Origin of the sequence: Streptomyces sp. NPDC021212 (assembly GCF_044332925.1) — a bacterium.
Classification (GTDB): domain Bacteria; phylum Actinomycetota; class Actinomycetes; order Streptomycetales; family Streptomycetaceae; genus Streptomyces.
On the sequence record NZ_JBIRPZ010000006.1, the window covers coordinates 210,602 to 235,652 of the forward strand.

Here is a 25,051-nt window from a genome sequence, read left to right on the forward strand (position 1 = left end):
GTTCACTTCCCTCGGGTGACCAGGGGCGGATGGTGCCCGCCGATCGCGACCTTGAGCGCGCCGGTGTCGGCGGACCGGGAGAACACGTCGTACGCCTCCTCCATCTGGTCGAGTTCGAACAGATGGGTGATCAGCGAGGACGCGGGCAGCCGTCCGGCGGCCAGCATGGACAGCAGCGTGGGCGTGGAGTACGTGTCGACCAGCCCGGTGGTGATCGTGACGTTCTTCTCCCACAGCTCTTCGAGGTGCAGGGTCGCGGGCCGGGCGTGCACACCGATGTTGGCGATCCGTCCGCCCGGCCGCACCATGCGGGTGCACGCCTCGAAGCTCCGCGGCGTCCCCACGGCCTCGATCACCACATCGGCGCCCAGCCCCTCGGTGAGGTCGTCGATCAGCCGCTCGGGTTCCTCGGTGGCGTCTGCCACCGCGTCGGCGCCGACCTGCTTGGCCGCGTCGAGCCGGGCGGGCGCGAGGTCGACGGCGATGATCCGGCCGGGGGAGAAGTACTCGGCGGTGGCGATCGCGGCGAGCCCCACCGGGCCCGCGCCGACCACCGCCACCGTGTCGCCCGGCGAGACCCGGCCGTTGAGCACGCCCACCTCGTAGGCGGTGGGGAAGACGTCCGCCAGCAGCACCGCGTACTGCGCGTCGGCCGCGGCGGGCAGCGGGTGCGTGGACAGATCGGCGAACGGTACCCGGACGTACTCGGCCTGGGTTCCGTGGATCGAACGCCCCAGGACCCAGCCCCCGCCGCCGCGGCACTGCCCGTAGGCCCGCTCCCGGCAGAACCGGCAGTGGCCGCAGGCCGAGATGCACGAGACCAGCACCCGGTCCCCGGGGCGTACGCCGCGCACCTCGTCGCCGGTCTCGACCACCTCGCCGACCGCCTCGTGCCCGAGGACCGTCCCGGCCCGGACGTCCGGCACCTCGCCCTTGAGGATGTGCAGATCGGTGCCGCAGATGGTGACCGTGTCGACGCGGACGATGGCGTCGGTGGCGTCCTCGAGCGCGGGGTCGGGCACGTCCTGCCAGGAGAACAGCCCGGGCCCCTGGAAGACGAGTGCTTTCATGGCCGCTTCCTCTCGTGCGGGGCGTGCGATGCGTAGGGGGCACACGGGGGCCGCCCGCTTCTCGTGGGCCCGGATTGCGCGGTGCGCGGTCCCCGGTTACGTGGCGCTTGACCGGTCCGCTTCTCCGCGTCTGTCGAATGCCCCCGGTGCCGCTTCCAGGCGACCACGCCAGGGGTGCCCACCGCCTAGGGCCAACCGGCCCCCGCCCAGGTCATCCGGCCCAACCGGGCCGCGACGACGCTCAGGGAGACCCCAGCCGTCCGTCGCGGGGCGGAGTCCCGTATCAGGCGCCGCTAGGCCACCGGGACCAGGACCACCGGGCAGTGGGCGTGGTGCAGGACCGCGTGGGTGACCGGGCCCAGCTGCATGCCCAGCCTTGGCGCCCGCCGCTGGACCGCCAGGACCAGGACGTCCGCCGCTCGCGACGCCTCCACCAGGGCCTGGGCCGGCGCGGTGCGTGCCGTGTGCTCCTGCACCCGCACCTGCCCGAACTCCTCGCGCAGCGCGGCCACCACGCGATACGTCACCTCCTGCGCCCGCTCCGCCCGCAGGGCCACGGCCTCCCGTGAGGGCAGCGCGTGGTCGCCCGCGAAGAGCCGGGGGCGGGCCGAGGCGTACAGCACGCGGAGCCGCGCACCGCGCCGTATCGCGTCCTCGAACCCGTACCGGGCCGCCGCCTCGTCCGCGCCGCTCTCCACCCCGACCAGCACCTTGCCGTGGCCCTCGGGCCCGTACGCGGGGGCGGGGGCGTCGCCGCGCACCACCAGCAGCGGGCGGTGGGTGTGGGCGGCCAGCCGCAGCCCGACCGAGCCCAGCAGCAGCCCGGTGAAGCCGCCGAGCCCCCGGGTGCCGATGACGATGAGCGAGGCGCGTTCGCCGATCCGCAGCAGCTCGGGCACCGCGTCCTGCGGGGTGAGGGTGGGGACGACCCGCAGCTCCGGGTCCTGCTCGGCGGCCCGTGCCATGGCCAGCCGCAGCACGGTCCGGGCGATCTCGACCGGGGGCCGCGGCGGTTCGGCCTCCGCGTCGAAGGCGAGCGGATCGGTCCGCGCCCAGGGCCAGGCGTGCACGATCTCCAGCGTGGCGCCGCGCCGCCGCGCCTCGCCGACCGCCCGGTCCAGGGCATGCCAGGCGCTGTCGGAGCCGTCCAGACCGACCACGACCCGGCCGCCGTTACGCGTCGTCACGCCCCACCTCCGGGCGCACCGCCCGCGGGGGCGGCCGGGCGGGAGTCGTCCTCCACGCGGTAGGTGAGCCGGTCCACGACCGCCACCACCCCGTCCACCTGCCCGGCCATCCGTACCGCGATCGGGATCTCGCTGTGCCGGTCCAGCTCCCCCTCCAGCCGTACGACGCCGTCGGTGACGGTCACAGCGACCGACTGCGGCCGGAGCCAGAGCGACCGCACCAGCACCTCGTCGATGACCTCCGCGCGGATCTCGTCGTCGGGGCGGAGGAAGACGCCGAGCAGATCGCGACGGGTGACGATGCCGATCAGCCGGTCCTCCTCGTCCACGACGGGCAGCCGCTCCACGCGATGGCGCGCCATGGAGCGCGCGGCGTCGACGATGGAGTCCTGCGGGCGCACGGTGACGGCGGGCCGCGACATCAGCTGTCCCGCCGGAACGGCCCGGTCGGTGCCGTCAGCGCCGTCGGCCCCATCGGCCCGGCCGCCCCGGCCGACCAGATCGGTGCCGGTGATCACGCCCACGACCTTGTCGTCCTCGTCCACCACGGGCAGCCCGCCGATCCGGTGCCGCCTCAGCAGCGCGCCGACCTCGTCGGACGTGGCCCCGTGGCCGACCCGGACGACCTCGTCGGTCATCACGTTGCCGATTTTGCGATGCTTCATCCCCGCCTCCTCGCGGACCAGCCTCCACCGGCCGCCCGCCCGCCCACTTGGGCTGCCCGGGGTCGGGTCCGGGCCGAACGGCCCGAATCGGCCGGTGACCCGATCGGCAAAAGGGGTACGCATCAACCCATACAGGACGAGTGGAGAGAGAGGCCCATGCCCGACGCAGCAAGGACCGCGCCGAACGGCCCCGCCGACCACACCGACCCCACCGAGCACGAACTGCACGCCCTGGACGCCCACTGGCGCGCCGCGAACTACCTCGCGGCCGGCCAGATCTATCTCCTGGCCAACCCCCTGCTCGCCGAACCGCTGCGCCCCGAGCACATCAAGCCGCGGCTGCTCGGCCACTGGGGCACCTCACCCGGCCTGAACCTCGTCCACACCCACCTCGGCCGGGTCATCAAGGCCCGCGACCTGGACGCGATCTGTGTGTGGGGCCCCGGCCACGGCGGGCCCGCGGTGCTCGCCGGATCCTGGCTGGACGGCAGTTACGCCGACGTCTACCCGGACGTGAGCCGGGACGAGGCGGGCATGGCCCGGCTCTTCCGCCAGTTCTCCTTCCCCGGCGGGGTGCCCAGCCATGTCGCCCCGGAGACCCCCGGCTCGATCCACGAGGGCGGTGAGCTGGGCTACTCCCTGGCCCACGCCTACGGCGCGGCGCTCGACAACCCCGGACTGCTGGCCGTCTGCGTCATCGGCGACGGGGAGGCCGAGACCGGCCCGCTGGCCGGCTCATGGCACGCCAACAAGTTCCTCGACCCGGTCCACGACGGCGCCGTGCTGCCGATCCTCCACCTCAACGGCTACAAGATCGCCAACCCGACGGTGCTCGCCCGGCTCCCCGAACCGGAGCTGGACGATCTGCTCCGCGGCTACGGCCACGAGCCGATCCACGTCGCCGCCCGGCCCGGGGAAGACCCGCTGCGGACGCACCGGGCGCTGGCCCGGGCCATGGACCAGGCGCTCGACCGGATCGCCCTCCTCCAGCGCACCGCCCGCGAGGAGGACGCCACCGAGCGCCCGCGCTGGCCGGTGATCGTACTCCGTACACCCAAGGGCTGGACCGGTCCGGCCGAGGTCGACGGCCTGCCCGTCGAGGACACCTGGCGCGCCCACCAGGTGCCGCTGCCGGGCGTCCGGGAGAACCCGGAGCATCTGCGGCTGCTGGAGCGGTGGCTGCGCTCGTACCGCCCCGAGGAACTGTTCGACGACCGGGGGCGCCCGCGCCCGCAGGTCCTCGCCTGCGTGCCCGAGGGCGACCGCCGACTCGGCGCCAATCCGCACGCCAACGGCGGACTGCTCCTGCGCGACCTGCCCGTGCCCGACCTCGCGCCGTACGCGGTGCCCGTCGACAAGCCCGGCGCCACCCTGCACGAGCCGACCCGAGTGCTCGGCGGGCTGCTGGAGCAGATCATGGAGGACACCGCGGACCGCCGGGACTTCCGTCTCGTCGGCCCCGACGAAACCTCCTCCAACCGGCTCGACGCCGTCTACCGCGCCACCGGCAAGACGTGGCAGGAGGACATCCTCGCCACCGACGAGCATCTGCACCGGCACGGCCGGGTCATGGAGATCCTCTCCGAACACCTCTGCCAGGGGTGGCTGGAGGGCTATCTGCTCACCGGACGGCACGGCCTGTTCTCCTGCTACGAGGCGTTCGTGCACATCGTCGACTCCATGGTCAACCAGCACATCAAGTGGCTGAAGGTGGCCCGCGACCTGCCCTGGCGGCGCCCCATCGCCTCCCTCAACTACCTGCTGACCTCCCATGTGTGGCGGCAGGACCACAACGGCTTCTCGCACCAGGACCCCGGCTTCGTCGACCATGTGCTCAACAAGAGCCCCCAGGCCGTACGGGTGTATCTGCCGCCGGACGCCAACACCCTGCTGTGCGTGGCCGACCACGTGCTGCGCAGCCGCGACTACGTCAACGTCGTCGTCGCGGGCAAACAGCCCTGCTTCGACTGGCTCGACCTCGACCAGGCCCGCGTCCACTGCGCCCGGGGCGCCGGAAGCTGGGACTGGGCGGGGACGGAGACCGGCGCGGGCGAGCCCGATGTGGTGCTGGCCGCCGCGGGCGACGTGCCCACCCAGGAGGTGCTGGCGGCCGCCGGGATCCTCCGCCGCCATCTGCCCGATGTGGCCGTGCGCGTGGTCAACGTCGTCGACATGACCCGGCTGCTGCCTCAGGACGCGCATCCGCACGGGATGCCGGACGCCGAGTTCGACGCCCTGTTCACCCGCGACCGGCCGGTCATCTTCGCCTACCACGGCTATCCGTGGCTGGTGCACCGGCTGGCCTACAAACGCGCCGTCCATCCGCATCTGCATGTGCGCGGCTACCGCGAGTCGGGCACCACCACCACACCGTTCGACATGGTGGTCCGCAACGACCTGGACCGCTACCGCCTCGTCATGGACGTCATCGACCGCACCCCGGGGCTCGCGGTGCGCGCCGTGTCCGTACGGCAGCGGATGCAGGACGCGCGCACCCGCCACCACCAGTGGATCCGCGACCACGGCACCGACATGCCCGAGATCGCCGAGTGGTCCTGGACCGGCTAGGACCCGGGCGTCAGGCCGGGAAGTAGCCGTCCAGGTAGGCGTTGCGGAACTTCCCCGCGGGGTCGTGGTCGGCCAGCAGGTCGCGGAAGTCGTCGGCCCGCTCGTACGAGGCGACGATCCGTCCGGGAGCCGCCGCCGTGAGCTTGCCCCAGTGCGGCCGCGCCCCCAGCGGCAGCAGCACCTCCTCCATCGCGGCCACCACCTCGATGACCGCGGCGTGGTCCGGCACCCAGGTGAAGTGCAGGGCCACGCAGTCCCGGCCGTACGCGGGGCTCAGCCACAGCTCGTCCGCCGCGACCGTGCGGACCTCGGAGACCTGCACCACGGGCGCGATCCGGTCCCCGAGGCCGCGCAGCGCCGCGAAGGCCTCGGTGGCCGCGGTGCGCGGCAGGATCAGCTCCGACTGGAGCTCGTCGCCGTTGCTGGGCGTGAAGTCCGGCCGGAAGTGCGGCAGCCGCTCGTGCCACGGCCCGGGCGAGCCCAGCTGCTCGGTGCAGTGCAGCGGTGGCATCGCCGGCACCGGGTGGTGGTGGCGGTCGGCCGGGCGGCCGCCCAGCCACGGCTGGCCCGGCTCCGGCGGGCCCGGCAGGTCCGTACGGCACTTCAGCCACACCACGCCCTCGTCCGCGTGCCAGTCGGTGAAGACGCTGACGCTGTACGCGGCGGCGAAGATCTCGTCGAAGCTGTCGCCCAGGCGGTCCAGCGGCAGCCCGGTCCACACCCACTGCGCCACCTCGTACGCCGGCTCGATGTCCAGGGTCATCGAGGTGACGACGCCCAGCCCGCCGAGCCCGACCACCGCCCCCGGCAGCCGGTCGGCCTCGGTGTCCCGGCGCAGCTCGGTCACATCGCCCTCCGGTCCCACGATCTCCAGACCCGCCACCGACGCGGCCAGACAGCGCTGCACATTGCCCGAGCCATGGGTGGCGGTGGCACAGGCACCGGCGACCGTGATGTGCGGCAGCGAGGCGAGGTTCGCCAGGGCGTAGCCCGCCATGTGCAGTTCCTCGGCCACCTGGGCGTAGCGCATGCCCGCGGCGATGGTGGCCGTCGCGCCGTCGGCGGCGATCTCGACCCGGTGCGGCATCCGCTCCAGGGACACCAGATCGCCGTCGGTGTCGGCGATGCGGTTGAAGGAGTGACCGGTGCCCAGCACCCGGACCCGGTCGGCGGAGCCGACGATCCGCCGCAGTTCGTCGAGCGAGGCCGGGCGGTGCCGCCGGGCCGCGCCGAAGGTGATGTTGCCTGCCCAATTGGTGGTGGCTCCGGTGGTCAGCATCCACACTCCTGATTCCTGCTGAGGGGCTGGGCCCGCTCCGGGCCGGGGGTGATGTGGCAAGGACCTTGGTACAGGCCCGCCCCCTGATCCGTACAGACCGCCCCGCTGCCACCCGATGTGACCCGGATGGAGCAGCAGGACGGGCCGCCGGGCCAGGGTCGCGCACACGATGGTGCGAACGCGACCGGTACCGCCGCTCGCGCACCGCTGGAGAGGGGCGGCCATGGCGGAGGAGAAGAACGACGGTACCCGGGGCCGCATGCTCGGCGAACTCAGCGCCGAGTTCGCCGGCACCATGATCCTCATTCTCTTCGGCTGTGGTGTGGTGGCCCAGGTGGTGGCGGGCGGGGCGCTCACCAAGCCGGTCGGCGGGCTCGGCGACCACGACTCCATCGCCTGGGGTTGGGGGCTCGGCGTCACCTTGGGCGTGTATGTGGCGGCGCGGCTCAGCGGCGCGCACATCAACCCGGCGGTCACCCTCTCCCTGGCCACCTTCAAGGGCTTCCCCTGGCCCAAGGTGCTGCCGTACATGGGGGCCCAGACCCTCGGCGCGTTCGTCGCGGCCCTGCTGGTGCGCTGGAACTACACCGAGGCGCTGGGCCACGCCGACCCCGGGCACACCTTCAAGACGCAGTTCGTTTTCTCCACCCTGCCCGGCAACGGGGTACTGCCGGTCAGCGAATGGGGCGCGCTGCGCGACCAGATCATCGGCACCGCGATCCTGGTGCTGCTGATCTTCGCCCTCACCGACCTCCTCAACGATCCGCCCAAGGCCAACCTGGCGCCGTTCATCATCGGCCTGGTCGTGGTCGCGATCGGCATGGCGTGGGGTGCCGACGCGGGCTACGCCATCAACCCGGCCCGTGACTTCGGCCCCCGGCTCGCCAGCTTCCTCACCGGCTACGGCACCGCCTGGCGGGACCAGTACGGGAATTTCTACTTCTGGGTGCCCCTCGTCGGCCCGCTGATCGGCGGGCTCGTCGGCGCCGCCCTCTACAAGGTTCTGGTCAGCCGCTTCCTCCCGAAGGCCGGACCGCAGGAAGTGGGACGCATCCCGGCCCCCGAGGGTCCCGAAGCCTGAAGGAGGCGGCATGCCGGACTTCGTCGGTGCCGTGGACCAGGGGACCACCAGCACCCGTTTCATGATCTTCGACCACGACGGCGGCGAGGTGGCGAGGTACCAGCTCGAACACCACCAGCTCCTGCCCCGCGCGGGCTGGGTCGAGCACGATCCGGTGGAGATCTGGGAGCGCACCAACTCCGTCATGCAGAACGCCCTGCGCGCGGGCAACCTCTCGCCCGCCGACCTGGCCGCGATCGGCATCACCAACCAGCGCGAGACCACCGTCATCTGGGACCCGCGCGACGGGCGCCCGTACTGCAACGCCATCGTGTGGCAGGACACCCGCACCGACACCATCGCCTCCGCCCTCGAACGCGACGGCCACGGCGAGACCATCCGCCGCAAGGCGGGGCTGCCGCCCGCCACCTACTTCTCCGGCGGCAAGATCAAGTGGATCCTGGAGAACGTCGACGGGGTCCGCGAGGCCGCGGAAGCCGGCCACGCCCTGTTCGGGAACACCGACGCCTGGGTGCTGTGGAACCTCACCGGCGGGCCCTCCGGCGGCATCCACGCCACCGATGTCACCAACGCCAGCCGCACCATGCTGATGAACCTGGAGACCCTCGACTGGGACGACGAACTCCTCGCCATCTTCGGCATCCCGCGCGCCATGCTCCCGGCCATCAATCCCTCCTCCCACCCCGAGGCGTACGGCCAGGCCCGCTCCTCGCGCCCGCTGCGTAACCCCACCCCCATCACCGGTGTCCTCGGCGACCAGCAGGCGGCCACCGTCGGACAGGTGTGCTTCGCCCCCGGCGAGGCGAAGAACACCTACGGCACCGGCAACTTCCTCCTTCTCAACACCGGCTCCGAGCTGGTCCGTTCGACCAGCGGGCTGCTCACCACCGTGGCGTACCAGTTCGGCGACAGCCCCGCCGTCTACGCCCTGGAGGGCTCCATGGCCGTCACCGGCTCGGCCGTCCAGTGGCTACGGGACCAGATGAAGGTCATCGACGACGCCGCGGGCAGCGAACGGCTCGCGCTCACCGTCGAGGACAACGGCGGGATCTACTTCGTCCCCGCCTTCTCCGGCCTCTTCGCCCCGTACTGGCGCTCCGACGCCCGCGGCGCCATCGTCGGCCTGACCCGCTACAACACCAATGGCCATCTGGCCCGGGCCACGCTGGAGGCCATCTGCTACCAGAGCCGGGACGTGGTGGAGGCCATGGAACGCGACGCCGGGATCCACCTCGACGTCCTCCGCGTGGACGGCGGTGTCACCGACAACGAGCTGTGCATGCAGATCCAGGCCGACGTCCTGGGCGTCCCGGTCAGCCGCCCCGTCATCGCCGAGACCACCGCGCTGGGCGCCGCCTACGCCGCGGGTCTGGCCACCGGCTTCTGGCGGGACACCGATGAGCTGCGCTCGCACTGGAGCGAATCCCGGCGCTGGGAGCCCCAGTGGAGCGAGGAGCGGCGCGCGGAGGGCTACGCGGGCTGGAAGAAGGCGGTCGAGCGCACCCTGAACTGGGTCCCGGTGGACTGACCCCCCTCTTCCCCTCGCGCCCGCCGTCAGACCTCCCGCAGCACCCGTACGTCCCACGCCCCCAGCGCGAGCCGCTCACCCGCCCCGTGCTCCGTCCCCGACACCGCGTCCCGCACCGCCGCGGGCAGGGTGACGGTCACCTCCTCCCACGACCAGTTGTGCAGAAAGCGCACCCGGCGCCCGTCCCGCGCCGTCGCCCCCGTCGAGGTGACGGAGGGCTGGGGCAGCCGCCAGTCGGGGGTGTCCGGCGCGGTCTCCGGGGCCGCCCAGCGGAACAAGGCCTCGGCGAAGGACGGATCCGGCACGGTGCCCACATAGGTGATGCGGCCGTTTCCCAGACGGCGGGTGGTGGCGGCCGGCCAGCGGCCGAAGTGGGGGTGGTCGTACGCCGCGAGGGTCTTCGCGCCGGACGCCACCAGCCCGTCCGCCCACCGGGTGGCACGCGCCCCGGGCGGCAGATCGAGCGGCCCGGCGCCGCGCACGGCGAGCCCCTCGCCCCCGAGGTTGCTGAACTCGTCGTACGACACCCCCGCCGCCTCGGCGAGCCGGGCCGGCTGGACGTCCGTCCGGGCCCGCGCCTCGTGGTCGGCGTAGCCGGTGCGCGGGCCGAGGAGCAGATGCCCGCCGGCCTCCGCGTACCCGGTGAGCAGGTCGAGCGTGGCGTCGTCGGCGATGTAGAGCGCGGGGACGACGAGCAGCGGGAAGCGCCCGGCGATCCGCTCCGGCGCCTCGTCCGCCAGCTGCCCCACGTGCAGGATGCGGGACTGGAGCCCGGCGTCGAAGGCGCCGCGGTAGAAGGGGTCGAGGATGCCGTGGTAGGAGCGCCGGTCGGGCCCGCCGTCCGGGGTGGCGAGCGGCGGCTGGCCGCTCAGGGCCCATTTGCTGGGGGAGGAGTAGAGGAACGCGGCCTCGGCGTCCGGGGTGAGCGAGGCCACCAGATCGCCCGCCGCCGCCAACTCGGCGCCCAGCCGAGCCAGTTCACCGTAGACGCGCCCGGGTCGCCCGCTGTGCGGCAGGATCCCGCCCCAGTACGTCTCGGTGCCGAAGTGCAGCGTGTGCCAGTGCCAGTACTCGATCATGGCGGCGCCGCGCGAGACCAGGGCCCACGCGGCCTGCCGCCACTGGCCGTCGTAGGCCGGGCGGTTGTTCCAGGAGTGGCCGATGGCCTGCGCGTCGGTCTCGGTGACCAGGAAGGGTTCCTGCCGGGAGGAGTACATCCGGTCGGCGCTCTGGTACAGGGCCCAGGTACCGGTGGCGGTCCAGTCCTGGTCGGCCGCCGAGCGGTCGGGCAGGGTGAGCGCGTCCTGCATGGTGTAGTAGGGGTTGCCCGCGGTGACGTCCAGCCGCCGGGTCAGCCGGTCGTCCTCCACGGCGGGCCGGTCGTAGGCGATGCAGGTGGTGACGAACTGCTCCGGCCGCGCGTACTCCCGCACCAGATCTGCCTGCCAGCCGATGAACTCCGTGGTCAGCCGGGCCTGGAAGCACCGCCACGCGTAGTCGTACTGGGGCTGGGCGTTGCCGTCCGGCGTCCACAGGTCGGACCAGGTGGAGAGCCGGTGCGACCAGTAGACCAGCCCCCACTCGCGGTTGAGGGTCTCCACATCGCCGTAGGCGGTCCGCAGCTCGTCCACGAAGCGCTGGAAGACACCGTGGTTGTGGAAGAGTTCGAGACCGGGCTCGTTGTCCACCTGGAAGCCGATCACGGCCGGATGCGAGGCGTAGCGGCCCACGATCTTCCGGATGACGCGTTCGGCGTGGAAGCGGAAGGCCGGATGGGTGAAGTCGGCCTCCTGCCGCGCACCCCACGGGGTGCGCCGCCCGGTCCGCCGCTCGCCCGCGATCTCCGGGTACTGCCGGGCCAGCCACGGCGGTACGGCGTACGTCGGGGTGCCCAGCACGACCGAGATGCCGCGCTCCTGGGCGCCGTCCAGGACGGGCCGCAGCCAGTCGAGCGCGAAGCGGCCGTTTTCCGGTTCCCAGGTGGACCATACGGATTCGCCGACCCGGATCACCGAGAAGTGGGCCGCGGCCATCAGATCGAGGTCTTCCTTCAGCCGATCGCAGGGCTGGTACTCGTGGTAGTAGGCGGCGCCGAAGAGGACCCGGCCGGGTAGCTGGTGCATGGACACTCCCATTCCTCTCGCGAATTTCGGGATGTGCGATCAGCCTTTGACGGCACCCGTGGACAGCCCCTCCAGGAGCTGTCTGCGCAGGCGCACGAACACCGCGACGGCGGGCAGCACGGCGAGCACGGACCCGGCCAGCACCAGGTCGTACTGGCGGTTCTCGGCGCGGAAGAGGGTCTGCAGACCGAGCGGCAGGGTGTACTGCTCGCTGTCCGAGACCAGCACCAGCGGCCACAGGAAGCTGTTGTAGCTCTGGAGGAAAGTCCAGACGCCGAGGGCGCCGAGCGAGGGCCGCAGCAGGGGCAGCACGAGGCGCAGGAAGATGCGGAACTCCCCGCAGCCGTCGATCCGGGCGGCCTCCAGGACCTCGTCCGGCACGCCCTGCACGATGTACTGCTGCATCATGAAGATCCCGAACGCGGGCGCCACCCAGGGCACGATCAGCGCGAACCAGGGGCTGCCCAGACCGGTTTTGACGAGGACGACGAAGAGCGGCACCAGGATCACCGCGAACGGGATCGACAACGAGCTGAACATCACCGAGAACAGCAGCCGCCGCCCGGCGAAGCGGAACTTGGCGAAGCCGTACCCGGCCAGCGCGCAGACGAACACCGACACGGCGGTGGCCGTGAGCGCGACCACCGTGGACATCAGGAACCACCGACCGAAGGGCTGATCGCTCAGCAGCGTCCGGTAGTTGTGCAACGTCGCCGGGTCGGGCAGCAATCGCGGCGGATAGCCGAAGATGTCGCCGCGCGGCTTGAAGGAGCCGCTGAGCGCCCACAGCAGCGGCGCGGTGAAGGCGAGCAGCAGGGCGGCGAGGGTCGCGTAGAGCAGACAGCGGCGGGCGATCAGGCCGCCCCGTATGGTCGGGCTCATGGGGTTCATACCGGCCTCCCGATGCCGAGCAGCCTGTTGAAGACCTGGCTCACGGTGAAGACCACCGCGAACAGCACGACGCCCGCGGCCGCCGCGTACCCGAACTGCTGCCGCTCGAAGGCGGCGCGGTAGACGAACTGGGCCACCGACAGCGTGGCCTCGGACGGCCCGCCACCGGTGAGCAGAAACGGTTCGTCGAAGATCTGCGCGGCTCCGATGAACGACGTCACCAGCACGAAGGCGGTGACCGGCCGCAGCGCGGGCAGGGTGACGGCGCGGAAGGTACGCAGCCGCCCGGCGCCGTCGAGCGACGCCGACTCGTACAGCTCGCGCGGCACGTTCTGCAGACCGGCGAGGAAGAAAATGGTCAGATACCCGGTCCAGCGCCACACCATGACCAGGCAGATGCTGACCCGGGCCATCGTCGGATCGCCCAGCCAGTCCACCCCGCCGGTGCCGAACAGGGCCCGCAGCACCGCGTTGGCCAGCCCGAAGTGCCGGTCGAAGATCAGCCCGAAGACGAGGGCGACGACGATCGGCGACACCACCATGGGCACGAAATAGGCGGTACGCCACAGATCGCGGGCGCGCAGTCCGCGGGAGTTCAGGGCCTGGGCGATCAGCAACGCGGCGGGCACGATGACCGCCACGCTCACCAGGACGTAGACCCCCGTGTTGCCCAGCGCCCGCTGGAAGCTGCCATCGGTCAGCAGATGGTGGTAGTTGCGCAGGCCCACCCAGTGCGGCGCGCCGAGCCCGACCCATTCGCACAGGCTGAGCCACAGCGCCACCCCGATGGGCACCAGCATGAAGAGCACGTACAGCAGATAGAAGGGAGCGATGAACAGATACGGCGCGATCACATGTCCTCCCTCTACCGGCCGGCCTGGTCACGGAAGTCCTCCGCCGCCTTGCGCAGCGCTTCCCGCGGTGACTCGGTCCCGTGGTAGGCACGCAGCAGATGGCCGCTGAGCACGTCGTGGAGGATGGACTGATCGGGGCTCAGATGGACGGGCGGGACATCGGCCAGCAGCGCGGTGTAGACGTCGAACGGCCGCTGACCGCCCAGGTACGCGTCCTCGGTGCGCAGCAGCGCCGGGTCCTTGAACACCGAGCGCCGGGTGGGCAGATAGCCGGTGCGGCGGAAGCGGCGCACCTGTCCCTCGTGGGTGAGCCAGGTGGCGCGCAGGAAGTCCACGGCGGCCCGCTCGTTCGCCTTGCCGCGCAGCACGCCGAAACCGGTGCCGCCCACGGCCGAGGTGGCGTGGCCGCCGCGCGAGAAGCGGGGGAGCGGCCGGATGCGCCATCTCCCGGACTGTTCGGGGACATTGGCCATCAGCCCGTACACCTTGTACCAGCTCGCCATGGCGAGCCCGGCCACCGTGCCCCGCTTCAGCGCCGCCTGCATGGCGCCGCCGTAGTAGTCGCCGATGTCGATGACGAAGCCGTCCCGCAGGCCCCGGCACAGGAAGTCCAGCGCCTCCACCGCCTCCGGCGAGTCGAGGACCAGCCGCTGTTCCGCGTCGAACAGCGCGCCACCGCGCTGGTTCAGCAGCATCTGGAACGACTGCACCACCTGGTTGACGTCGCTGCCGGTCACCACCGCGTTGAGCGCGATGCCATGGCGCCGGTGGGCCAGCGCGCCCACCTCGGCGAACTCCTCCCAGGTGGCGATGTCCACGGGCAGCCGGTACCGGGCGAAGAGGTCGTGGCGGTAGTAGTGGACGACCAGCGGGGTGTCGGAGTCGAGGGCGTAGAGATGGCCGTCCTGGCGGTACGGCGCGGTGCGCGCGGGCAGCAGATCGGCCGCGAGACCGGGCACGGCGGCGATGTCGCCGGTCAGATCGCGCAGCAGCCGCTCGGCGATGTCGCCGCGCAGCATCCGGGGGAAGCCGCCGATCTCGAACCCCATCAGATCCGGTATCCCGCGCCCGGCCACGGCCTGCGCGAGCAGCTTGGTGACGAGGTCGGCGGCGCCGGCCCGGGTCACGTCCAGCCGGTAGCGGAAGTCGGTGCGATGGTCGGCGCCGGGTATGCCGGTGCGGAAGAACGTCTCGTAGCCCTCGTCATGGGTCCACAGGGACAGCGTGACCGGACCGGAGGTACGGACGGCGGCGGCCCGGTGGCCGCCACAGGCGGTGGCGCCGAGCGCGAGCCCGCCGCCGAGGAGTGTGCGTCGGGTGAGGTAGGGGGACGGTCCTCTCATCTGCGGCTCCAAGAGGGGTGTGCGGCGTCCCGCCGCGCGTCAGTGCGGAGGAGGCGGCGCGGTCGACTGACGGACCGACAGGTGTACGGGGAGGTCGGCGAGACCGTCCGGGCGGGCCCGGCCCTCGATCCGGGCCAGCAGGACGTCCAGCGCTCGGTCGGCGAGGGCCTGGAAGTCCTGCCGGACGGTGGTGAGCGGCGGGGCCAGGTACGCGGCCGCCGGGATGTCGTCGAAGCCGACCACGCTGATGTCGCCGGGCACCGACAGGCCCGCCTCGGAGAACGCCCGCAGCGCCCCGATCGCCATCTCGTCGTTGGCCGCGAACACCGCCGTCACGCCCGGCGCCCGGGCCAGCCGCAGTCCCGCCGTATGCCCGGCGGCGGGTGACCAGTCGCCCGCGTCGGGCAGCGGCGGCTCGGCTGCCCCGGCCGCCGCAAGGGCCTCCCGCCAGCCGCGCAGCCGGTCCCGGGCGGACCACCAGTTCTGCGGGCCGGGGATGTGCCAGACCGTGCGGTGGCCGAGGGAGAGCAGATACTCGGTGCCGGCGCGGGCCGCCGCCACGCCCTCCTTCCCGACCACGTTGAGGCTGACCACGGGCACATCGGTGGTGAGGTCCGACGGGGCGCCGTTGTCGATGGGATCGGACAGGACGATGCCGTCCACACCCTGCTCCAGCAGGGATTCCACGGCCGCGGTGTAGCCACCGTCCGGATTCTCCAGGGTGCTGGCGAGGGCGAAGGAGTAGCCGGAGCGGCGCGTCGCCTGTTCGAGGGCCATCAGGACCGAGGCGGGTCCGGACAGCGCGCTGCCCAGGGAGACGACGCCGATCCGGTGGTAGGTGCCGCGGATCAGGGCGCGGGCGGCGTTGTTGGGGCGGTAGTCGAGTTCACGGATGACCCGCAGCACCCGGTCGCGGACCTCCGCGCTGACGTAGGGCTCGCCGTTGACGACCCGGGAGACGGTCTTCTGGGAGACCCCGGCGGCCCGGGCGACCTCGTTCATCCCCGGCCCACGGCCTCTGCGCATGCGCGTTCTCCCTTCTCAGGGCGTCTGACTACGTAGTCATGACTACGTAGTCAGGAGTGTTCTCGGGCCCGTAGCCGACGTCAAGAGATCGCGCAGCCCCTGATGGCCGAATGGGCGAAATGCACCATACTTGGTAAATGAGCCCATATGGGTGTCTCAGTTCGACGGCAGGAGGAGGAGCGATCATGAAGAACGGCCAGGTGGCACTGGCGTTCACCGGCGGCTACCTCTTCGGGCGTGGCCACAGAGTGGGCTTGGCGCTCACCCTCGCCGGGATGGCGGCGGGTCGGCGTCTCACGTCCGGACACCTCCCGGGCGGCGTGCAGGATCTGGCGTCCTCCGAGATCGGGCGGCTGCGCGGTGAGCTGGTATCCGCGGGGCGGTCGGCGGCGCTGTCGGCGGCCAGTCACCGCATGGACGCGCTGAGCGACCGGCTGGAGCGGCGTGCTTCGTCGCTGCGTCCTGACGGCCACGGTCCGGACGGGCACGCGGAGGACGACGAGCAGCACGAGCGGCGCGGGAACGGCGGACGGTCGCGCGGTGAGGCATCCCGCGGGGAGCGCGGCGAGCGCGGCGAGCGCGGGGGTCGGACGCGTCCCTCGGGCGACCGGTCGGAGCGGCCACGCAAGCGGACCGCCTCCGAGGGCGCCCGTGGTGGCGAGGCCAGAAGGAGCGGGGGCGACAAGGGCGACAAGGGTGATCGGTGATGGCTGAGGGATCGGACGAGGGGCGCACGGGCGCCCTCGGCACGCTCGCCAAGGAGCTGCCCACCGAGCGGCTGATGAAGGAAGCACAGAACCTGGTCACCGCACTCGGCGAGAAGGCCCTGACCTCGGTGACCCACCTCGGCGACGGCGGACCCCACATCCCCGTGAAGCCGCTGGTCAAGGCCGGGCTGCACCAGGTCAAGGAGCAGGCCGTGGACAAGGCCAAGGACATCGTCCCGGGCCTCGGCGGCGGGGACGGCGGCAAGGGCGGCGACAAGGACAAGAAGCTCAAGGTCACCAACATCGTCGAGGAGATCGACATCGGTGCCCCGATCGATCTCACCTACGACCTGTGGACCCAGTTCGAGGACTTTCCCACCTTCATGAAGAAGGTGGAGGACGTCCAGCAGGAGTCCGACACCGAGATGGAGTGGAAGGCCCAGGTCTTCTGGTCGCACCGCAAGTGGCGCGCCGAGATCGTCGAGCAGGTGCCCGAGAAGCGGATCATCTGGACGTCGCGCGCCGAGAAGGGCCACGTCAACGGTGCCATCACCTTCCACGAGCTGGGCCCCGAGCTGACCCGCGTCCTCGTCGTCCTCCAGTACTACCCCCAGGGCTTCTTCGAGCGCACCGGAAACCTGTGGCGCGCCCAGGGCCGCCGGGTCCGCCTTGAGCTGAAGCACTTCCGCCGCCACGCGATGGCCGAGGTGCTGCTGAACCCGGACGAAATCGAGGGCTGGCGCGGCGAGATCCGCGACGGCGAGGTCGTCGAAGGCGAAGAGGGCGAAGAGGGCGAAGAGGGCCAAGAGGAAGAGCCCGCAGCGGAGGAGTCCGAAGAGGAGCCCCCCGAGGGCGAGTACGGCGACGAGGACGCCTACGAGGAGGAGTACGAGGAGGACGAGGAGCCGGCGCGGCCTTCGCGGCGCTGACGGGTCCCGCCCCCGGAACAGGTGAGCGTGGTGACCGTAGCAAGCCAGCAGAGTCAGTATCTGGACCGGGCCAGTTCGAGTGCCCTGGTCGACGTGGTCGACCTGATCCTGGACAAGGGACTGGTCATCGACGTCTACGTCCGGGTCTCCCTTGTCGGTATCGAGATCCTGACGATCGACGCCCGCGTCGTCGTCGCCAGCGTCGACACCTACCTCCGGTTCGCCGAGGCGACGAACCGCCTCGACCTCGCCCGCAGCGGCACCGAGACCAAGGGCCTGCCCGGCCTCATGGACGAGATCCAGGAGAGCGGCGGGCGCAAGAAGACCAAGGGCGCCCTGGAAGGCGTCAAGGACACCGTCTCCGACCTGCTCCAGGGCGAGGACAGCGACGAGTCCGAGGAGCCCGAGGAGTACGAGCACGAGGCGAGGGAGCGCGAAGGAGGGCGACGACGGGAATCCGGTGAACGGCACCGGCGGAGTTCGAGCAGGGAGCGCGAGCGGTGATGGCCGAGGACGGACGTGCCTGCTACGTATACGGGGTCGTACCGGGCGACCGGAGCGACGACGCGGTGAAGGACCTGGGCGCCGTCGGAGATCCGGACGCGGCGGTGACCCTTGTGCGCCACGGCGGCCAGGCCGCCGTGGTCAGTGAGGTGCCCCTGGACAAGCCGCTGGGCACCCCCGAGGACCTGCGCGCCCACGCCCGGGTGCTGGACTCCCTGGCGGCCAGGTCCTCCCCGGTGCTGCCGTTCCGGTTCGGCACGGTGGTGCGCGACACCACCGCGGTGACCGATGAACTGCTCAGCGCGGGGCACGACGACTTCGCGCGCGCCCTCGACCGGCTGCGCGGCCGCTCCCAGTTCACCCTGCGCGCCCGCTATGTGCAGGACGCGGTGCTGCGCGAGGTGCTGGCCGAGCAGCCCGAGGCCGGGCGCCTCCGCGAGGAGCTTCAGGGGCTCCCGGAGGAGGCCGGGTACGATCAGCGCATCCAGCTGGGACAGCTGGTCATGGACGCCATCGCCGCCAAACGGGCCGTGGACGCGCTGGAGGTGGACCGCAGGCTGAGCCCGTGCGCGCTCGCCTCGCTGAGCACGGAACCGTCCTCCGCCGAAGGTCTGGTGAACGCCTCCTTCCTGGTCGAGGACGCACGGCGGACGGCCTTCGAGCAGGCCGCCGAGGAGCTGGGCAAGCACTGGAACGGCCGGGTCCGGATCCGCCTGCTCGGGCCCCTGGCCCCGTACGACTTCGTGGCCGACGCGATGAGCCCGGCCAAGGAGGGCGAATAGCCATGGGACTGTTCAGCGGACTGGTCACCTGGCCGCTGGCCCCGGTGCGCGGCGTCGTCTGGATCGCCGAGCAGCTGCACGACGAGGCCCACCGGCAGCTGTACGACCCCGGGGTGATCCAGCAGCGCCTGGAAGAGGTCGCGGAGCGGCGGGATTCCGGGGAGCTGACCGAGGAGGAGGCGGCCCGGCAGGAGGACGAACTGGTGCGCAGGCTGATGGCCGGCGGCCCGCCCGGCGGGGGCCTGGAGGTGTGAGCCGTGGGCAGCGAGGAACGGGACGGACGCGACCACGGCGAGGAGCGGGAGCGGCCCCGGCGCGCCCGGCGCCCCGCGTCCGAAACCCGTCGCTCCGCGTCCGACGCCCGGCGCCCCTCCGCCGACGCCCGCGGCCGCTCCGGCGACGCCCGGCGTCCCGCGACCACCGCCCGGTCGGCCGCCCGGAGCGCCGCCCGCGAGCTGCGGGATCTGATCGGACACGACCCGGAGAGCATCACTTCGGTGGAACGCCACGACGACGGCTGGCTCATCGGCGTCGAAGTGCTGGAGACCCACCGGATCCCGGACTCCACCGACATCCTCGCCGAGTACCGGGTCGAGGTCGACGGCGAGGGCGGACTCGTCTCGTACCGCCGCGCCCGGCGCTACTACCGCGGCAGGTCGGAGGAGCGGACATGAGCCAGGGCGCCGACTGGAACGTGCCGAGCCGGCGCACGGGCGGCCCGCCCGAACCGGCCCGCCGGGAGTCGGCGAGCCTGGCCGACATCCTGGAGCGGGTGCTCGACAAGGGCATCGTCATAGCCGGGGACATCCAGATCAACCTGCTGGACATCGAGCTGCTGACCATCAAGATCCGGCTGCTGATCGCCTCCGTGGACCGGGCCAAGGAGATGGGCATCGACTGGTGGGAGCACGACCCCACGCTCTCCTCCGGCGCCCGCGACGTCCTGGACGAGAACGAGCGGCTGCGGCGGCGCGTTGGTGAGCTGGAGTCCGGCCGCGACACGGAACGCGCACCGGAGCGTGACCGCGACCGCGACCGGGGACGGGAGGACGGACCGTGACCGAGGAGGCCCTTGCCACCTGGCTGTACGCGGTGACCGCAGCCCGCGAGGAGAGCGCCGCCCCGGCCGGGCTCACCGGCGTGGCGGACGAACCGGTGCGGCTGGTCGGGAACGCCGGACTGGCCGCCGTGGTGGGCTCCGTACCGCTGGACGACTTCGGCGAGGAGCCGCTGCGCGCCCACCTGGAGGACCTGCCCTGGCTGGAGCGGGCGGCCAGGGCCCACCACCGGGTCATCGGCCGGGCCGCCGGATACGGCCAGGTCATTCCGCTGCGGTTCGCCACGATCTACCACGACGACGGCCGGGTCCGCACGATGCTCCAGGAGCGGCGGGACGACTTCACGGCCACGCTGGCGCGGGTGGCCGGACGCACCGAGTGGGGCGTCAAGGCGTACGTCGACCCGCGCGCCTTCCTGCCCGACCCCGGCGACGAGGTGGCATCCGGCGGCGACAGCCCCGGCACCGACTATCTGCTGCGCCGCCGCGCCCAGCGGGACGACAAGGAGACCGCCCATCTGCGTGCGACCGAACGGGCGGAGGAGATCCACACCGCCCTGGCCGCGCTGGCCGCGGCGACCGCCACCCATCCGCCGCAGGATGCGCGGCTGGCCGCGTACGAGGGCTGGATGGTGCTGAACAACTCCTACCTGGTGCCGGACGACCGGACGGAGGAGTTCACCGCCGCGGTGACCGGCCTGGGGGAGCGGTACCCGGACGTCGACCTGGAGCTGAGCGGGCCGTGGCCGCCGTACTCGTTCACCGCGCCGCCCGAGCGTGAGGAGGCGTCGTGACCCACGCGATCGAGCGGCGCGAGGTGGCCCTGGTCGATCTGCTCGACCGGGTGCTGGCCGGGGGCGTCGTCATCGCCGGGGAGATCACCCTGAGCATCGCCGACATCGATCTGGTGCGCATTTCCCTTCGCGCGCTGATCGCTTCCGTACGGATAGAAGACATGGAAGACGCGGATGAGCATCGAGCGCCGCCCTGACGAGCGCCCTCCCGAGCGCCGCCGCCGGCTCGAGGTGGACGAGGAGTCGGTGCGCAAGAGCCTGGCCGGTCTCGTACTGACCATCGTGGAGCTGCTGCGCCAACTGATGGAACGGCAGGCGCTGCGCCGCGTCGACCAGGGCGGCGTCAGCGACGAGCAGATCGAGAAGCTCGGGCTCACGCTGATGGCGCTGGAGAAGAACATGGAGGAGCTGCGGGAACACTTCGGGCTCACCGAGGACGATCTGAACCTGGACCTCGGCCCGCTCGGCCCGCTCCTGCCCCGCGACTGATCGCCCACCTGCCCGCGTGACGGCTGTACGCTGCGCGGGTGGGGGTCACGCTCAACCTCCGGTCAGCGCGGGCGCCCGACGTCCACGTCGGGCGCCCGCCGCTCGCGGAGTTCATGTCGGTGCTGCACATCCTGGCCGAGCCGGACCACCACCCCGAGGCACAGCGCTGAACGCGCCGCCTCGGCACGACTTTCGACGTGGCGCTCACGCAGGAGATGAGCGCCCTGTCGCCCCTGTGGGCGCGGCTGCGCTGCCGGCTGCTGTTCCCGCTGACGCTCCGCTGGACCGGTCCTTCGAGGACGAGCTGCGGCTGCTGGAGAAGCTGCCGCTGGAGGAGTTCACGGAGCTGTGCGCGCAGGGGGTGCTGGGCTTCCGGGAGCGGGTGCCGGACGTCCACAGCCTGCGACACGATCCGGAGGCCGCCTACCGCTTCATCACCCAGGTGCGAGCGGCGGTCGTTCCGGCGCGGCGAGCTGGCGCATGAGCTGATGGCCTCGCCCGAGGGCACGCGGACCCGGCTGATCGACTTCCTGGAGCGCTGCGGCACCGCGTTCTTCGCCGCCGAATGGCGCGCGGTGCGCGACCGGCTGGAGACGGCCGTGGTGCGGTTCCGCACCGACGGCCGCAGAAGCGGCCTGGCCGAGGTGCTGGCCGGGCTCAGCCCGACCGCGGTCGTCTCCCAGGGCGGTACGCGGGTGCGCTACGACAAGCTGGCCGTCGACGAGATCGACATCGGGCCGCGCCCGCTCTTCCTGGTCCCTTCCATCCATGTATGGCCGCATCTGACCGTCAAGGACGAGGTATCCCATCCCGTCGTGATCCAGTTCGCCGCGGTGGAGGGGCAGGCGCACGGGCAGCTCACTCCGGCGGAACTGCGGGCCCGGATGTCCGCGCTGGCCTCGCTCGGCCGGATGGAGCTGTGCCGGCATCTGCTGGGCGAGCCGATCACCACCACCCCAGCGGCTGGGGCTGGACGACACGCAGGTCTCGCGCACCCTGCGGCAGCTGCGGGACGCCGGGCTCGTCGAATCGGAGCGCGAGGGCAAGTACGTGTACCACCGGCTGGCCACCGGCACCCTGCTGCGGCTCGGGCAGGACGTGCTGCCCGGTGTCCGGCCCCGAAGCGGTTGGCGGTGTCCGGCGCCGGGATCTCGATCTCGTACACCTCGCCCGCCACCAGCGGCTCGGGCCGCTCGAACGACTCGTGGAAACGGCACTCGGCTCGTCGAACAGCATCACCTTCGGCCGCCGATGACGTCGCCGTCGACCACGACCAGGCCGTCGTCCGGGACCTCCAGGTGAGCGCCGAGGTGTCTGTAGGTGTCGCGCAGTTCCCGTTTGAGGATCGGCGATGCCGTGACGCTGGACGCGCACGTCGGCGCGGTGCGCGGTGGCCTTCAAGGGTGACGGCGCCCCGCCCGTCATCACGAGCGGGGCGCCACACCTTACGTACGGACTACCCGGTGCACTCCATCGACGCCGGGTCCTTCGCCGCGCGGATCAGGGACCGGTGCGCCTCGCGCAACCGCTCCACATCGGGTTTGACCTTCTTGCGGTCATAGGTGAGGAGTCCGTTCAGCTCGCCCTCCACATCCGTGATCTGGGTGTAGACCGCGCCGCTGTTCCCGTGGCAGGCGACCTGCTGCCGCACCTTGTCCAGCAGCTTGAGGTATTCGGCCGTGTACTGCTCCTGGTCCACGCCCACATAGGTGTGCTGCACCGGCCAGGCGTGCCCCGGTACGGCAAGGCCCAGACCGCCGTACTCGCCGATGACGCCCGCCCGCCGGGCGTCGGGGCGGGGTTCGCCGGGGCCCGGGTAGGCGTGGATGTCGGCGAGGTCGCCGTTGCCGGTGTCGTTCCAGCCGCTGGCGCCGTCGATGAGCCGGGACGGGTCCCAGCCCTTGGCGAGCGCGGGCACCTTCGGCCCGCCGTACTGGCCCCACCCCTCGTTGAAGGTGACCCAGACGCCGATCGACGGACTGCTGATGTGCTGGTCGATCATTGCCTTCATCTCGCGCTCGTACTGGCCCCGCGCCTGCTCCGACGGCGCGATCGTATTCATGGCGGGCATGTCCTGCCACACCATCAGGCCGAGCCGGTCGGCCCAGTAGTACCAGCGGTCGGGTTCGACCTTGATGTGCTTGCGCACGGAGTTGAACCCCATCCGCTTGTGCATCTTCAGGTCGTACGCCAGGGCCTGGTCCGTCGGCGCGGTGTGCAGGCCGTCCGGCCAGAAGCCCTGGTCGAGGGTGGCCATGGAGAAGAACGGCTTCCCGTTGAGTACCATGCGCCGCTTGCCGTCGACCTCCTCGACCGCGATGCTGCGCATGCCGAAGTAACTTGTCACCCGGTCGGCCTTCGCGCCCCGCCCGACGGTCACCTTCAGCCGGTACAGATACGGATCGTCCGGGGACCACAGCCGGGGCGAGGGCACCGGCACGGTCAGGGCCGAGCCGGTGCGCCCGGTCGCACTGCCGACCACGCGCTTCCCTTCGTACGCGGTCGCGGTGACCGGCACGCCGCCCCGCACGCCGCGGACCTCCGCGGTGAGCGCCTTGCCCGGCACGTCGGGAGTCAGCTTGAGGCTGTCGGCGTGGTCGGCGGCCACCGGCTCCATCCACACCGTCTGCCAGATACCGGAGGACGGGGTGTAGAAGATGCCGCTGGGGTCCAGCCGCTGCTTGCCCATCGGCGGGTTCTCGCCATCCTTGGCGTCCGTCGGGTCGTACACACCGACGAGCAGTTCCTGGGTGCGGCCGGGGCGCAGGGCGTCGGTGACATCGGCGCTGAACCGGTCGTAGCCGCCGCGGTGTTCGGCGACGCGGGTGCCGTTGACGTAGACCTGTGCCTGCCAGTCCACGGCGTCGAAGTTCAGCTTCAGCCGCTGCCCGTCGCCGACCTTCCAGTCCGCGGGGACGGTGAAGGTGCGCCGGTACCACATGCGGTCCTCGTGGCGCTCCAGCCCGGACAGCTTGGACTCCACCGGATACGGCACCAGGACGTTCTCCCGCAGCCGCTGCCCGAACGGGGGCGACTGGCCCTGCTCGGCGGCGGCGAACTGCCAGGTGCCGTTGAGGTTCTTCCACCGGTCGCGGGTCAGCTGCGGGCGCGGGTATTCGGGGTGGGCGTTGTCCGGGCCGACGTCCTTGGCCCACGGGGTGCTCAGCTGGTACGTCGAGGTGTTGCCGCCGAAGGCGAGGAACTGCCCGACGGCGCTCTTGTCGTTCGTCAGGCCGCCCTCGCCGTCGTAGCGCACGATCGCCTCGCCGCCACGGCCCACCACCGGCTCCTTGAGCGCGAGCAGCAGCCGCGAGGGGTCGGCCGGGTCCAGCCGGGCACGGCCCAGTGGCCAGGCCGCGCCGCCGACGACCGCCTTGAGGTGGCCGGTCAGCCCGGCCGGGGGAGCGGCGAGGGGGCGGGTGAAGTCCATCAGCAGCGTCCGGCCGTCGGGCTGGACGGCGCTGCTCACCGGGCCCTCGTAGCCGAAGTCCGGGGGCAGCCGGAACGCCGACGCCGGCACCGGCTCCTTGGCCTGGCCGGGTGGGGTCCAGCCGAGGTGGAGGTTGGAGCCGCCGTAGTGCTCGAAGTACTCGACCTTGATGTCGTACGCGCGGCCCGCGGTCAGCTCGACCGGGCCGGAGACCTGTTCCTTGTCCCAGTCGTCGACCCAGTGGTCGATGACCGGCCGGCCGTCGATCCACAGCCGGAAGCCGTTGTCGCCCGTGATCGAGAACGTGTGCGTCCCGGAGCGCTCGGGGACGAGCCGGCCGGTCCACCGGACGCTGACGTCGTCGGACCGCCCGGTGGCGGTCTGCAGCCGCGGCTCCAGGTTGTCGAAGTCGAGGGCCGTGTCGAGGGTGGTCGCCTTGAGTTCGTGGAAGTCGAAGGCTCCCGGGGCGGACTGGAGGTAGTAGTCGCCGCGCAGGCCGTTGATGGCGGGATCGGGGTCGCGGTCGTCGGCCGCGGCGGGGCCGGGGGCGGTCAGCAGACCGAGTACGCCGAGCGTCAGGACGAGCGCGGCGATGAGGCATCTGACGGGTCGGACGGGTCTGGCGAGAGCCGAACGTAAACGCACATGTCCTCCTTGCCGGAACAGCTGTTGGAACAAGCTGGGGCGCCGATCATTCGGCCATTGGCGACAGAACCTGTCAATACTGAACGCAAGCCAACACCC

26 protein-coding genes are annotated in these 25,051 nt (G+C 71.9%); 16 read left to right on the forward strand and 10 right to left on the reverse strand.

Going from position 1 to position 25,051, the window contains the following annotated elements; genetic code table 11:
* Nucleotides 1-2 precede the first annotated feature (2 nt).
* The 3 genes from ACH4SI_RS18100 to ACH4SI_RS18110 all read right to left on the reverse strand — a co-directional run bounded on the left by ACH4SI_RS18100 (nt 3) and on the right by ACH4SI_RS18110 (nt 2,922).
* Nucleotides 3-1,070 carry an alcohol dehydrogenase catalytic domain-containing protein gene (locus ACH4SI_RS18100; protein WP_398296738.1) on the reverse strand — a complete coding sequence of 356 codons (1,068 nt, stop codon included), beginning with the start codon at nt 1,068-1,070 and terminating at the stop codon, nt 3-5.
* A 293-nt stretch (nt 1,071-1,363) separates the two neighbouring features.
* On the reverse strand, nt 1,364-2,257 hold the full coding sequence (locus ACH4SI_RS18105; protein ID WP_398296739.1) for a universal stress protein: 894 nt from the start codon (nt 2,255-2,257) through the stop codon (nt 1,364-1,366).
* Entirely contained in the window at nt 2,254-2,922 is a 669-nt protein-coding gene (locus ACH4SI_RS18110) for a CBS domain-containing protein (protein WP_398296740.1), read from the reverse strand. Before ACH4SI_RS18110 ends, ACH4SI_RS18105 begins: the two co-directional genes overlap by 4 nt.
* A gap of 156 nt (nt 2,923-3,078) precedes the next feature.
* Here ACH4SI_RS18110 and ACH4SI_RS18115 point away from each other — a divergent pair, with 156 nt between their 5' ends.
* Nucleotides 3,079-5,490: a phosphoketolase gene (locus ACH4SI_RS18115; protein WP_398296741.1), complete on the forward strand. Its 2,412-nt coding sequence runs from the start codon at nt 3,079-3,081 to the stop codon at nt 5,488-5,490.
* A 10-nt stretch (nt 5,491-5,500) separates the two neighbouring features.
* On the opposite strand, the gene ACH4SI_RS18120 is transcribed toward ACH4SI_RS18115, so the two are convergent.
* Entirely contained in the window at nt 5,501-6,769 is a 1,269-nt protein-coding gene (locus tag ACH4SI_RS18120; protein ID WP_398296742.1) for an FAD-binding protein, read from the reverse strand.
* A gap of 223 nt (nt 6,770-6,992) precedes the next feature.
* Between ACH4SI_RS18120 and ACH4SI_RS18125 the strand changes: the two genes are divergently transcribed.
* Complete coding sequence (locus ACH4SI_RS18125; protein WP_398296743.1) at nt 6,993-7,850, forward strand: MIP/aquaporin family protein; 858 nt, start codon at nt 6,993-6,995, stop codon at nt 7,848-7,850.
* Nucleotides 7,851-7,860: 10 nt separating this feature from the next.
* A complete protein-coding gene (gene glpK, locus ACH4SI_RS18130) occupies nt 7,861-9,378 on the forward strand; it encodes a glycerol kinase GlpK (RefSeq protein ID WP_398296744.1) in 1,518 nt (505 codons plus the stop codon).
* Between the two features lie 26 nt (nt 9,379-9,404).
* On the opposite strand, the gene ACH4SI_RS18135 is transcribed toward glpK, so the two are convergent.
* Genes ACH4SI_RS18135 through ACH4SI_RS18155 form a run of 5 tightly spaced genes read right to left on the reverse strand, consistent with a single transcriptional unit; the run spans nt 9,405 to nt 15,615 of the window.
* Nucleotides 9,405-11,501, reverse strand: a complete 2,097-nt coding sequence (locus ACH4SI_RS18135; protein WP_398296745.1) for a beta-galactosidase — start codon at nt 11,499-11,501, stop codon at nt 9,405-9,407.
* A 39-nt stretch (nt 11,502-11,540) separates the two neighbouring features.
* On the reverse strand, nt 11,541-12,383 hold the full coding sequence (locus ACH4SI_RS18140; RefSeq protein ID WP_398296746.1) for a carbohydrate ABC transporter permease: 843 nt from the start codon (nt 12,381-12,383) through the stop codon (nt 11,541-11,543).
* 5 nt (nt 12,384-12,388) lie between these two features.
* Complete coding sequence (locus ACH4SI_RS18145; protein WP_398296747.1) at nt 12,389-13,246, reverse strand: carbohydrate ABC transporter permease; 858 nt, start codon at nt 13,244-13,246, stop codon at nt 12,389-12,391.
* Between the two features lie 11 nt (nt 13,247-13,257).
* A complete protein-coding gene (locus tag ACH4SI_RS18150) occupies nt 13,258-14,589 on the reverse strand; it encodes an ABC transporter substrate-binding protein (RefSeq protein WP_398296748.1) in 1,332 nt (443 codons plus the stop codon).
* Nucleotides 14,590-14,628: 39 nt separating this feature from the next.
* The gene (locus ACH4SI_RS18155; RefSeq protein WP_398296749.1) at nt 14,629-15,615 is read right to left on the reverse strand and encodes a LacI family DNA-binding transcriptional regulator; all 987 of its coding nucleotides are present in this window, start codon (nt 15,613-15,615) and stop codon (nt 14,629-14,631) included.
* A gap of 185 nt (nt 15,616-15,800) precedes the next feature.
* Between ACH4SI_RS18155 and ACH4SI_RS18160 the strand changes: the two genes are divergently transcribed.
* The 13 genes from ACH4SI_RS18160 (at nt 15,801) to ACH4SI_RS18220 (ending at nt 22,439) form a co-directional block, all read left to right on the forward strand.
* Nucleotides 15,801-16,322: a hypothetical protein gene (locus tag ACH4SI_RS18160; protein WP_398296750.1), complete on the forward strand. Its 522-nt coding sequence runs from the start codon at nt 15,801-15,803 to the stop codon at nt 16,320-16,322.
* Nucleotides 16,322-17,251 carry an SRPBCC family protein gene (locus tag ACH4SI_RS18165; protein WP_398296751.1) on the forward strand — a complete coding sequence of 310 codons (930 nt, stop codon included), beginning with the start codon at nt 16,322-16,324 and terminating at the stop codon, nt 17,249-17,251. The genes ACH4SI_RS18160 and ACH4SI_RS18165 overlap by 1 nt, the downstream gene beginning before the upstream one ends.
* Nucleotides 17,252-17,281: 30 nt before the next feature.
* Entirely contained in the window at nt 17,282-17,755 is a 474-nt protein-coding gene (gene gvpJ / locus ACH4SI_RS18170) for a gas vesicle protein GvpJ (protein WP_398296752.1), read from the forward strand.
* Entirely contained in the window at nt 17,755-18,537 is a 783-nt protein-coding gene (locus tag ACH4SI_RS18175; RefSeq protein WP_398296753.1) for a GvpL/GvpF family gas vesicle protein, read from the forward strand. Before gvpJ ends, ACH4SI_RS18175 begins: the two co-directional genes overlap by 1 nt.
* 2 nt (nt 18,538-18,539) lie before the next feature.
* A complete protein-coding gene (locus tag ACH4SI_RS18180) occupies nt 18,540-18,791 on the forward strand; it encodes a gas vesicle protein GvpG (RefSeq protein WP_398296754.1) in 252 nt (83 codons plus the stop codon).
* Nucleotides 18,792-18,794: 3 nt separating this feature from the next.
* Entirely contained in the window at nt 18,795-19,211 is a 417-nt protein-coding gene (gene gvpO / locus ACH4SI_RS18185; protein ID WP_398296755.1) for a gas vesicle protein GvpO, read from the forward strand.
* Entirely contained in the window at nt 19,208-19,597 is a 390-nt protein-coding gene (locus tag ACH4SI_RS18190; protein ID WP_398296756.1) for a gas vesicle protein, read from the forward strand. The genes gvpO and ACH4SI_RS18190 overlap by 4 nt, the downstream gene beginning before the upstream one ends.
* The gene (locus ACH4SI_RS18195; protein WP_398296757.1) at nt 19,594-20,388 is read left to right on the forward strand and encodes a GvpL/GvpF family gas vesicle protein; all 795 of its coding nucleotides are present in this window, start codon (nt 19,594-19,596) and stop codon (nt 20,386-20,388) included. Before ACH4SI_RS18190 ends, ACH4SI_RS18195 begins: the two co-directional genes overlap by 4 nt.
* Nucleotides 20,385-20,585 (forward strand): gas vesicle protein, encoded by a 201-nt coding sequence (locus ACH4SI_RS18200; protein ID WP_361484548.1) that lies wholly within the window; start codon nt 20,385-20,387, stop codon nt 20,583-20,585. Before ACH4SI_RS18195 ends, ACH4SI_RS18200 begins: the two co-directional genes overlap by 4 nt.
* The gene (locus ACH4SI_RS18205; RefSeq protein WP_398296758.1) at nt 20,563-20,877 is read left to right on the forward strand and encodes a gas vesicle protein K; all 315 of its coding nucleotides are present in this window, start codon (nt 20,563-20,565) and stop codon (nt 20,875-20,877) included. Before ACH4SI_RS18200 ends, ACH4SI_RS18205 begins: the two co-directional genes overlap by 23 nt.
* A 38-nt stretch (nt 20,878-20,915) precedes the next feature.
* A complete protein-coding gene (locus ACH4SI_RS18210; protein WP_398296759.1) occupies nt 20,916-21,047 on the forward strand; it encodes a DUF5937 family protein in 132 nt (43 codons plus the stop codon).
* A gap of 65 nt (nt 21,048-21,112) precedes the next feature.
* Nucleotides 21,113-21,361, forward strand: coding sequence for a hypothetical protein (locus tag ACH4SI_RS18215; protein ID WP_398296760.1), 249 nt, complete (start codon nt 21,113-21,115; stop codon nt 21,359-21,361).
* 4 nt (nt 21,362-21,365) lie between these two features.
* A complete protein-coding gene (locus ACH4SI_RS18220) occupies nt 21,366-22,439 on the forward strand; it encodes a DUF5937 family protein (RefSeq protein WP_398296761.1) in 1,074 nt (357 codons plus the stop codon).
* Here ACH4SI_RS18220 and ACH4SI_RS18225 read toward each other — a convergent pair.
* Nucleotides 22,334-24,952: a PA14 domain-containing protein gene (locus ACH4SI_RS18225; RefSeq protein WP_398296762.1), complete on the reverse strand. Its 2,619-nt coding sequence runs from the start codon at nt 24,950-24,952 to the stop codon at nt 22,334-22,336. The genes ACH4SI_RS18220 and ACH4SI_RS18225 overlap by 106 nt on opposite strands.
* Nucleotides 24,953-25,051: the final 99 nt, after the last annotated feature.

Excerpts from the sequence above, each read along its gene's own strand:
- ACH4SI_RS18100 (WP_398296738.1), bottom strand. The coding sequence starts at position 1,070 with ATGAAAGCACTCGTCTTCCAGGGGCCCGGGCTGTTCTCCTGGCAGGAC.
- ACH4SI_RS18110 (WP_398296740.1), bottom strand. The coding sequence starts at position 2,922 with ATGAAGCATCGCAAAATCGGCAACGTGATGACCGACGAGGTCGTCCGG.
- ACH4SI_RS18115 (WP_398296741.1), top strand. The coding sequence starts at position 3,079 with ATGCCCGACGCAGCAAGGACCGCGCCGAACGGCCCCGCCGACCACACC.
- ACH4SI_RS18120 (WP_398296742.1), bottom strand. The coding sequence starts at position 6,769 with ATGCTGACCACCGGAGCCACCACCAATTGGGCAGGCAACATCACCTTC.
- ACH4SI_RS18125 (WP_398296743.1), top strand. The coding sequence starts at position 6,993 with ATGGCGGAGGAGAAGAACGACGGTACCCGGGGCCGCATGCTCGGCGAA.
- glpK (WP_398296744.1), top strand. The coding sequence starts at position 7,861 with ATGCCGGACTTCGTCGGTGCCGTGGACCAGGGGACCACCAGCACCCGT.
- ACH4SI_RS18135 (WP_398296745.1), bottom strand. The coding sequence starts at position 11,501 with ATGCACCAGCTACCCGGCCGGGTCCTCTTCGGCGCCGCCTACTACCAC.
- ACH4SI_RS18140 (WP_398296746.1), bottom strand. The coding sequence starts at position 12,383 with ATGAGCCCGACCATACGGGGCGGCCTGATCGCCCGCCGCTGTCTGCTC.
- ACH4SI_RS18150 (WP_398296748.1), bottom strand. The coding sequence starts at position 14,589 with ATGAGAGGACCGTCCCCCTACCTCACCCGACGCACACTCCTCGGCGGC.
- ACH4SI_RS18155 (WP_398296749.1), bottom strand. The coding sequence starts at position 15,615 with ATGCGCAGAGGCCGTGGGCCGGGGATGAACGAGGTCGCCCGGGCCGCC.
- ACH4SI_RS18160 (WP_398296750.1), top strand. The coding sequence starts at position 15,801 with ATGAAGAACGGCCAGGTGGCACTGGCGTTCACCGGCGGCTACCTCTTC.
- ACH4SI_RS18165 (WP_398296751.1), top strand. The coding sequence starts at position 16,322 with ATGGCTGAGGGATCGGACGAGGGGCGCACGGGCGCCCTCGGCACGCTC.
- ACH4SI_RS18175 (WP_398296753.1), top strand. The coding sequence starts at position 17,755 with ATGGCCGAGGACGGACGTGCCTGCTACGTATACGGGGTCGTACCGGGC.
- ACH4SI_RS18180 (WP_398296754.1), top strand. The coding sequence starts at position 18,540 with ATGGGACTGTTCAGCGGACTGGTCACCTGGCCGCTGGCCCCGGTGCGC.
- ACH4SI_RS18190 (WP_398296756.1), top strand. The coding sequence starts at position 19,208 with ATGAGCCAGGGCGCCGACTGGAACGTGCCGAGCCGGCGCACGGGCGGC.
- ACH4SI_RS18205 (WP_398296758.1), top strand. The coding sequence starts at position 20,563 with ATGAGCATCGAGCGCCGCCCTGACGAGCGCCCTCCCGAGCGCCGCCGC.
- ACH4SI_RS18220 (WP_398296761.1), top strand. The coding sequence starts at position 21,366 with ATGGCCTCGCCCGAGGGCACGCGGACCCGGCTGATCGACTTCCTGGAG.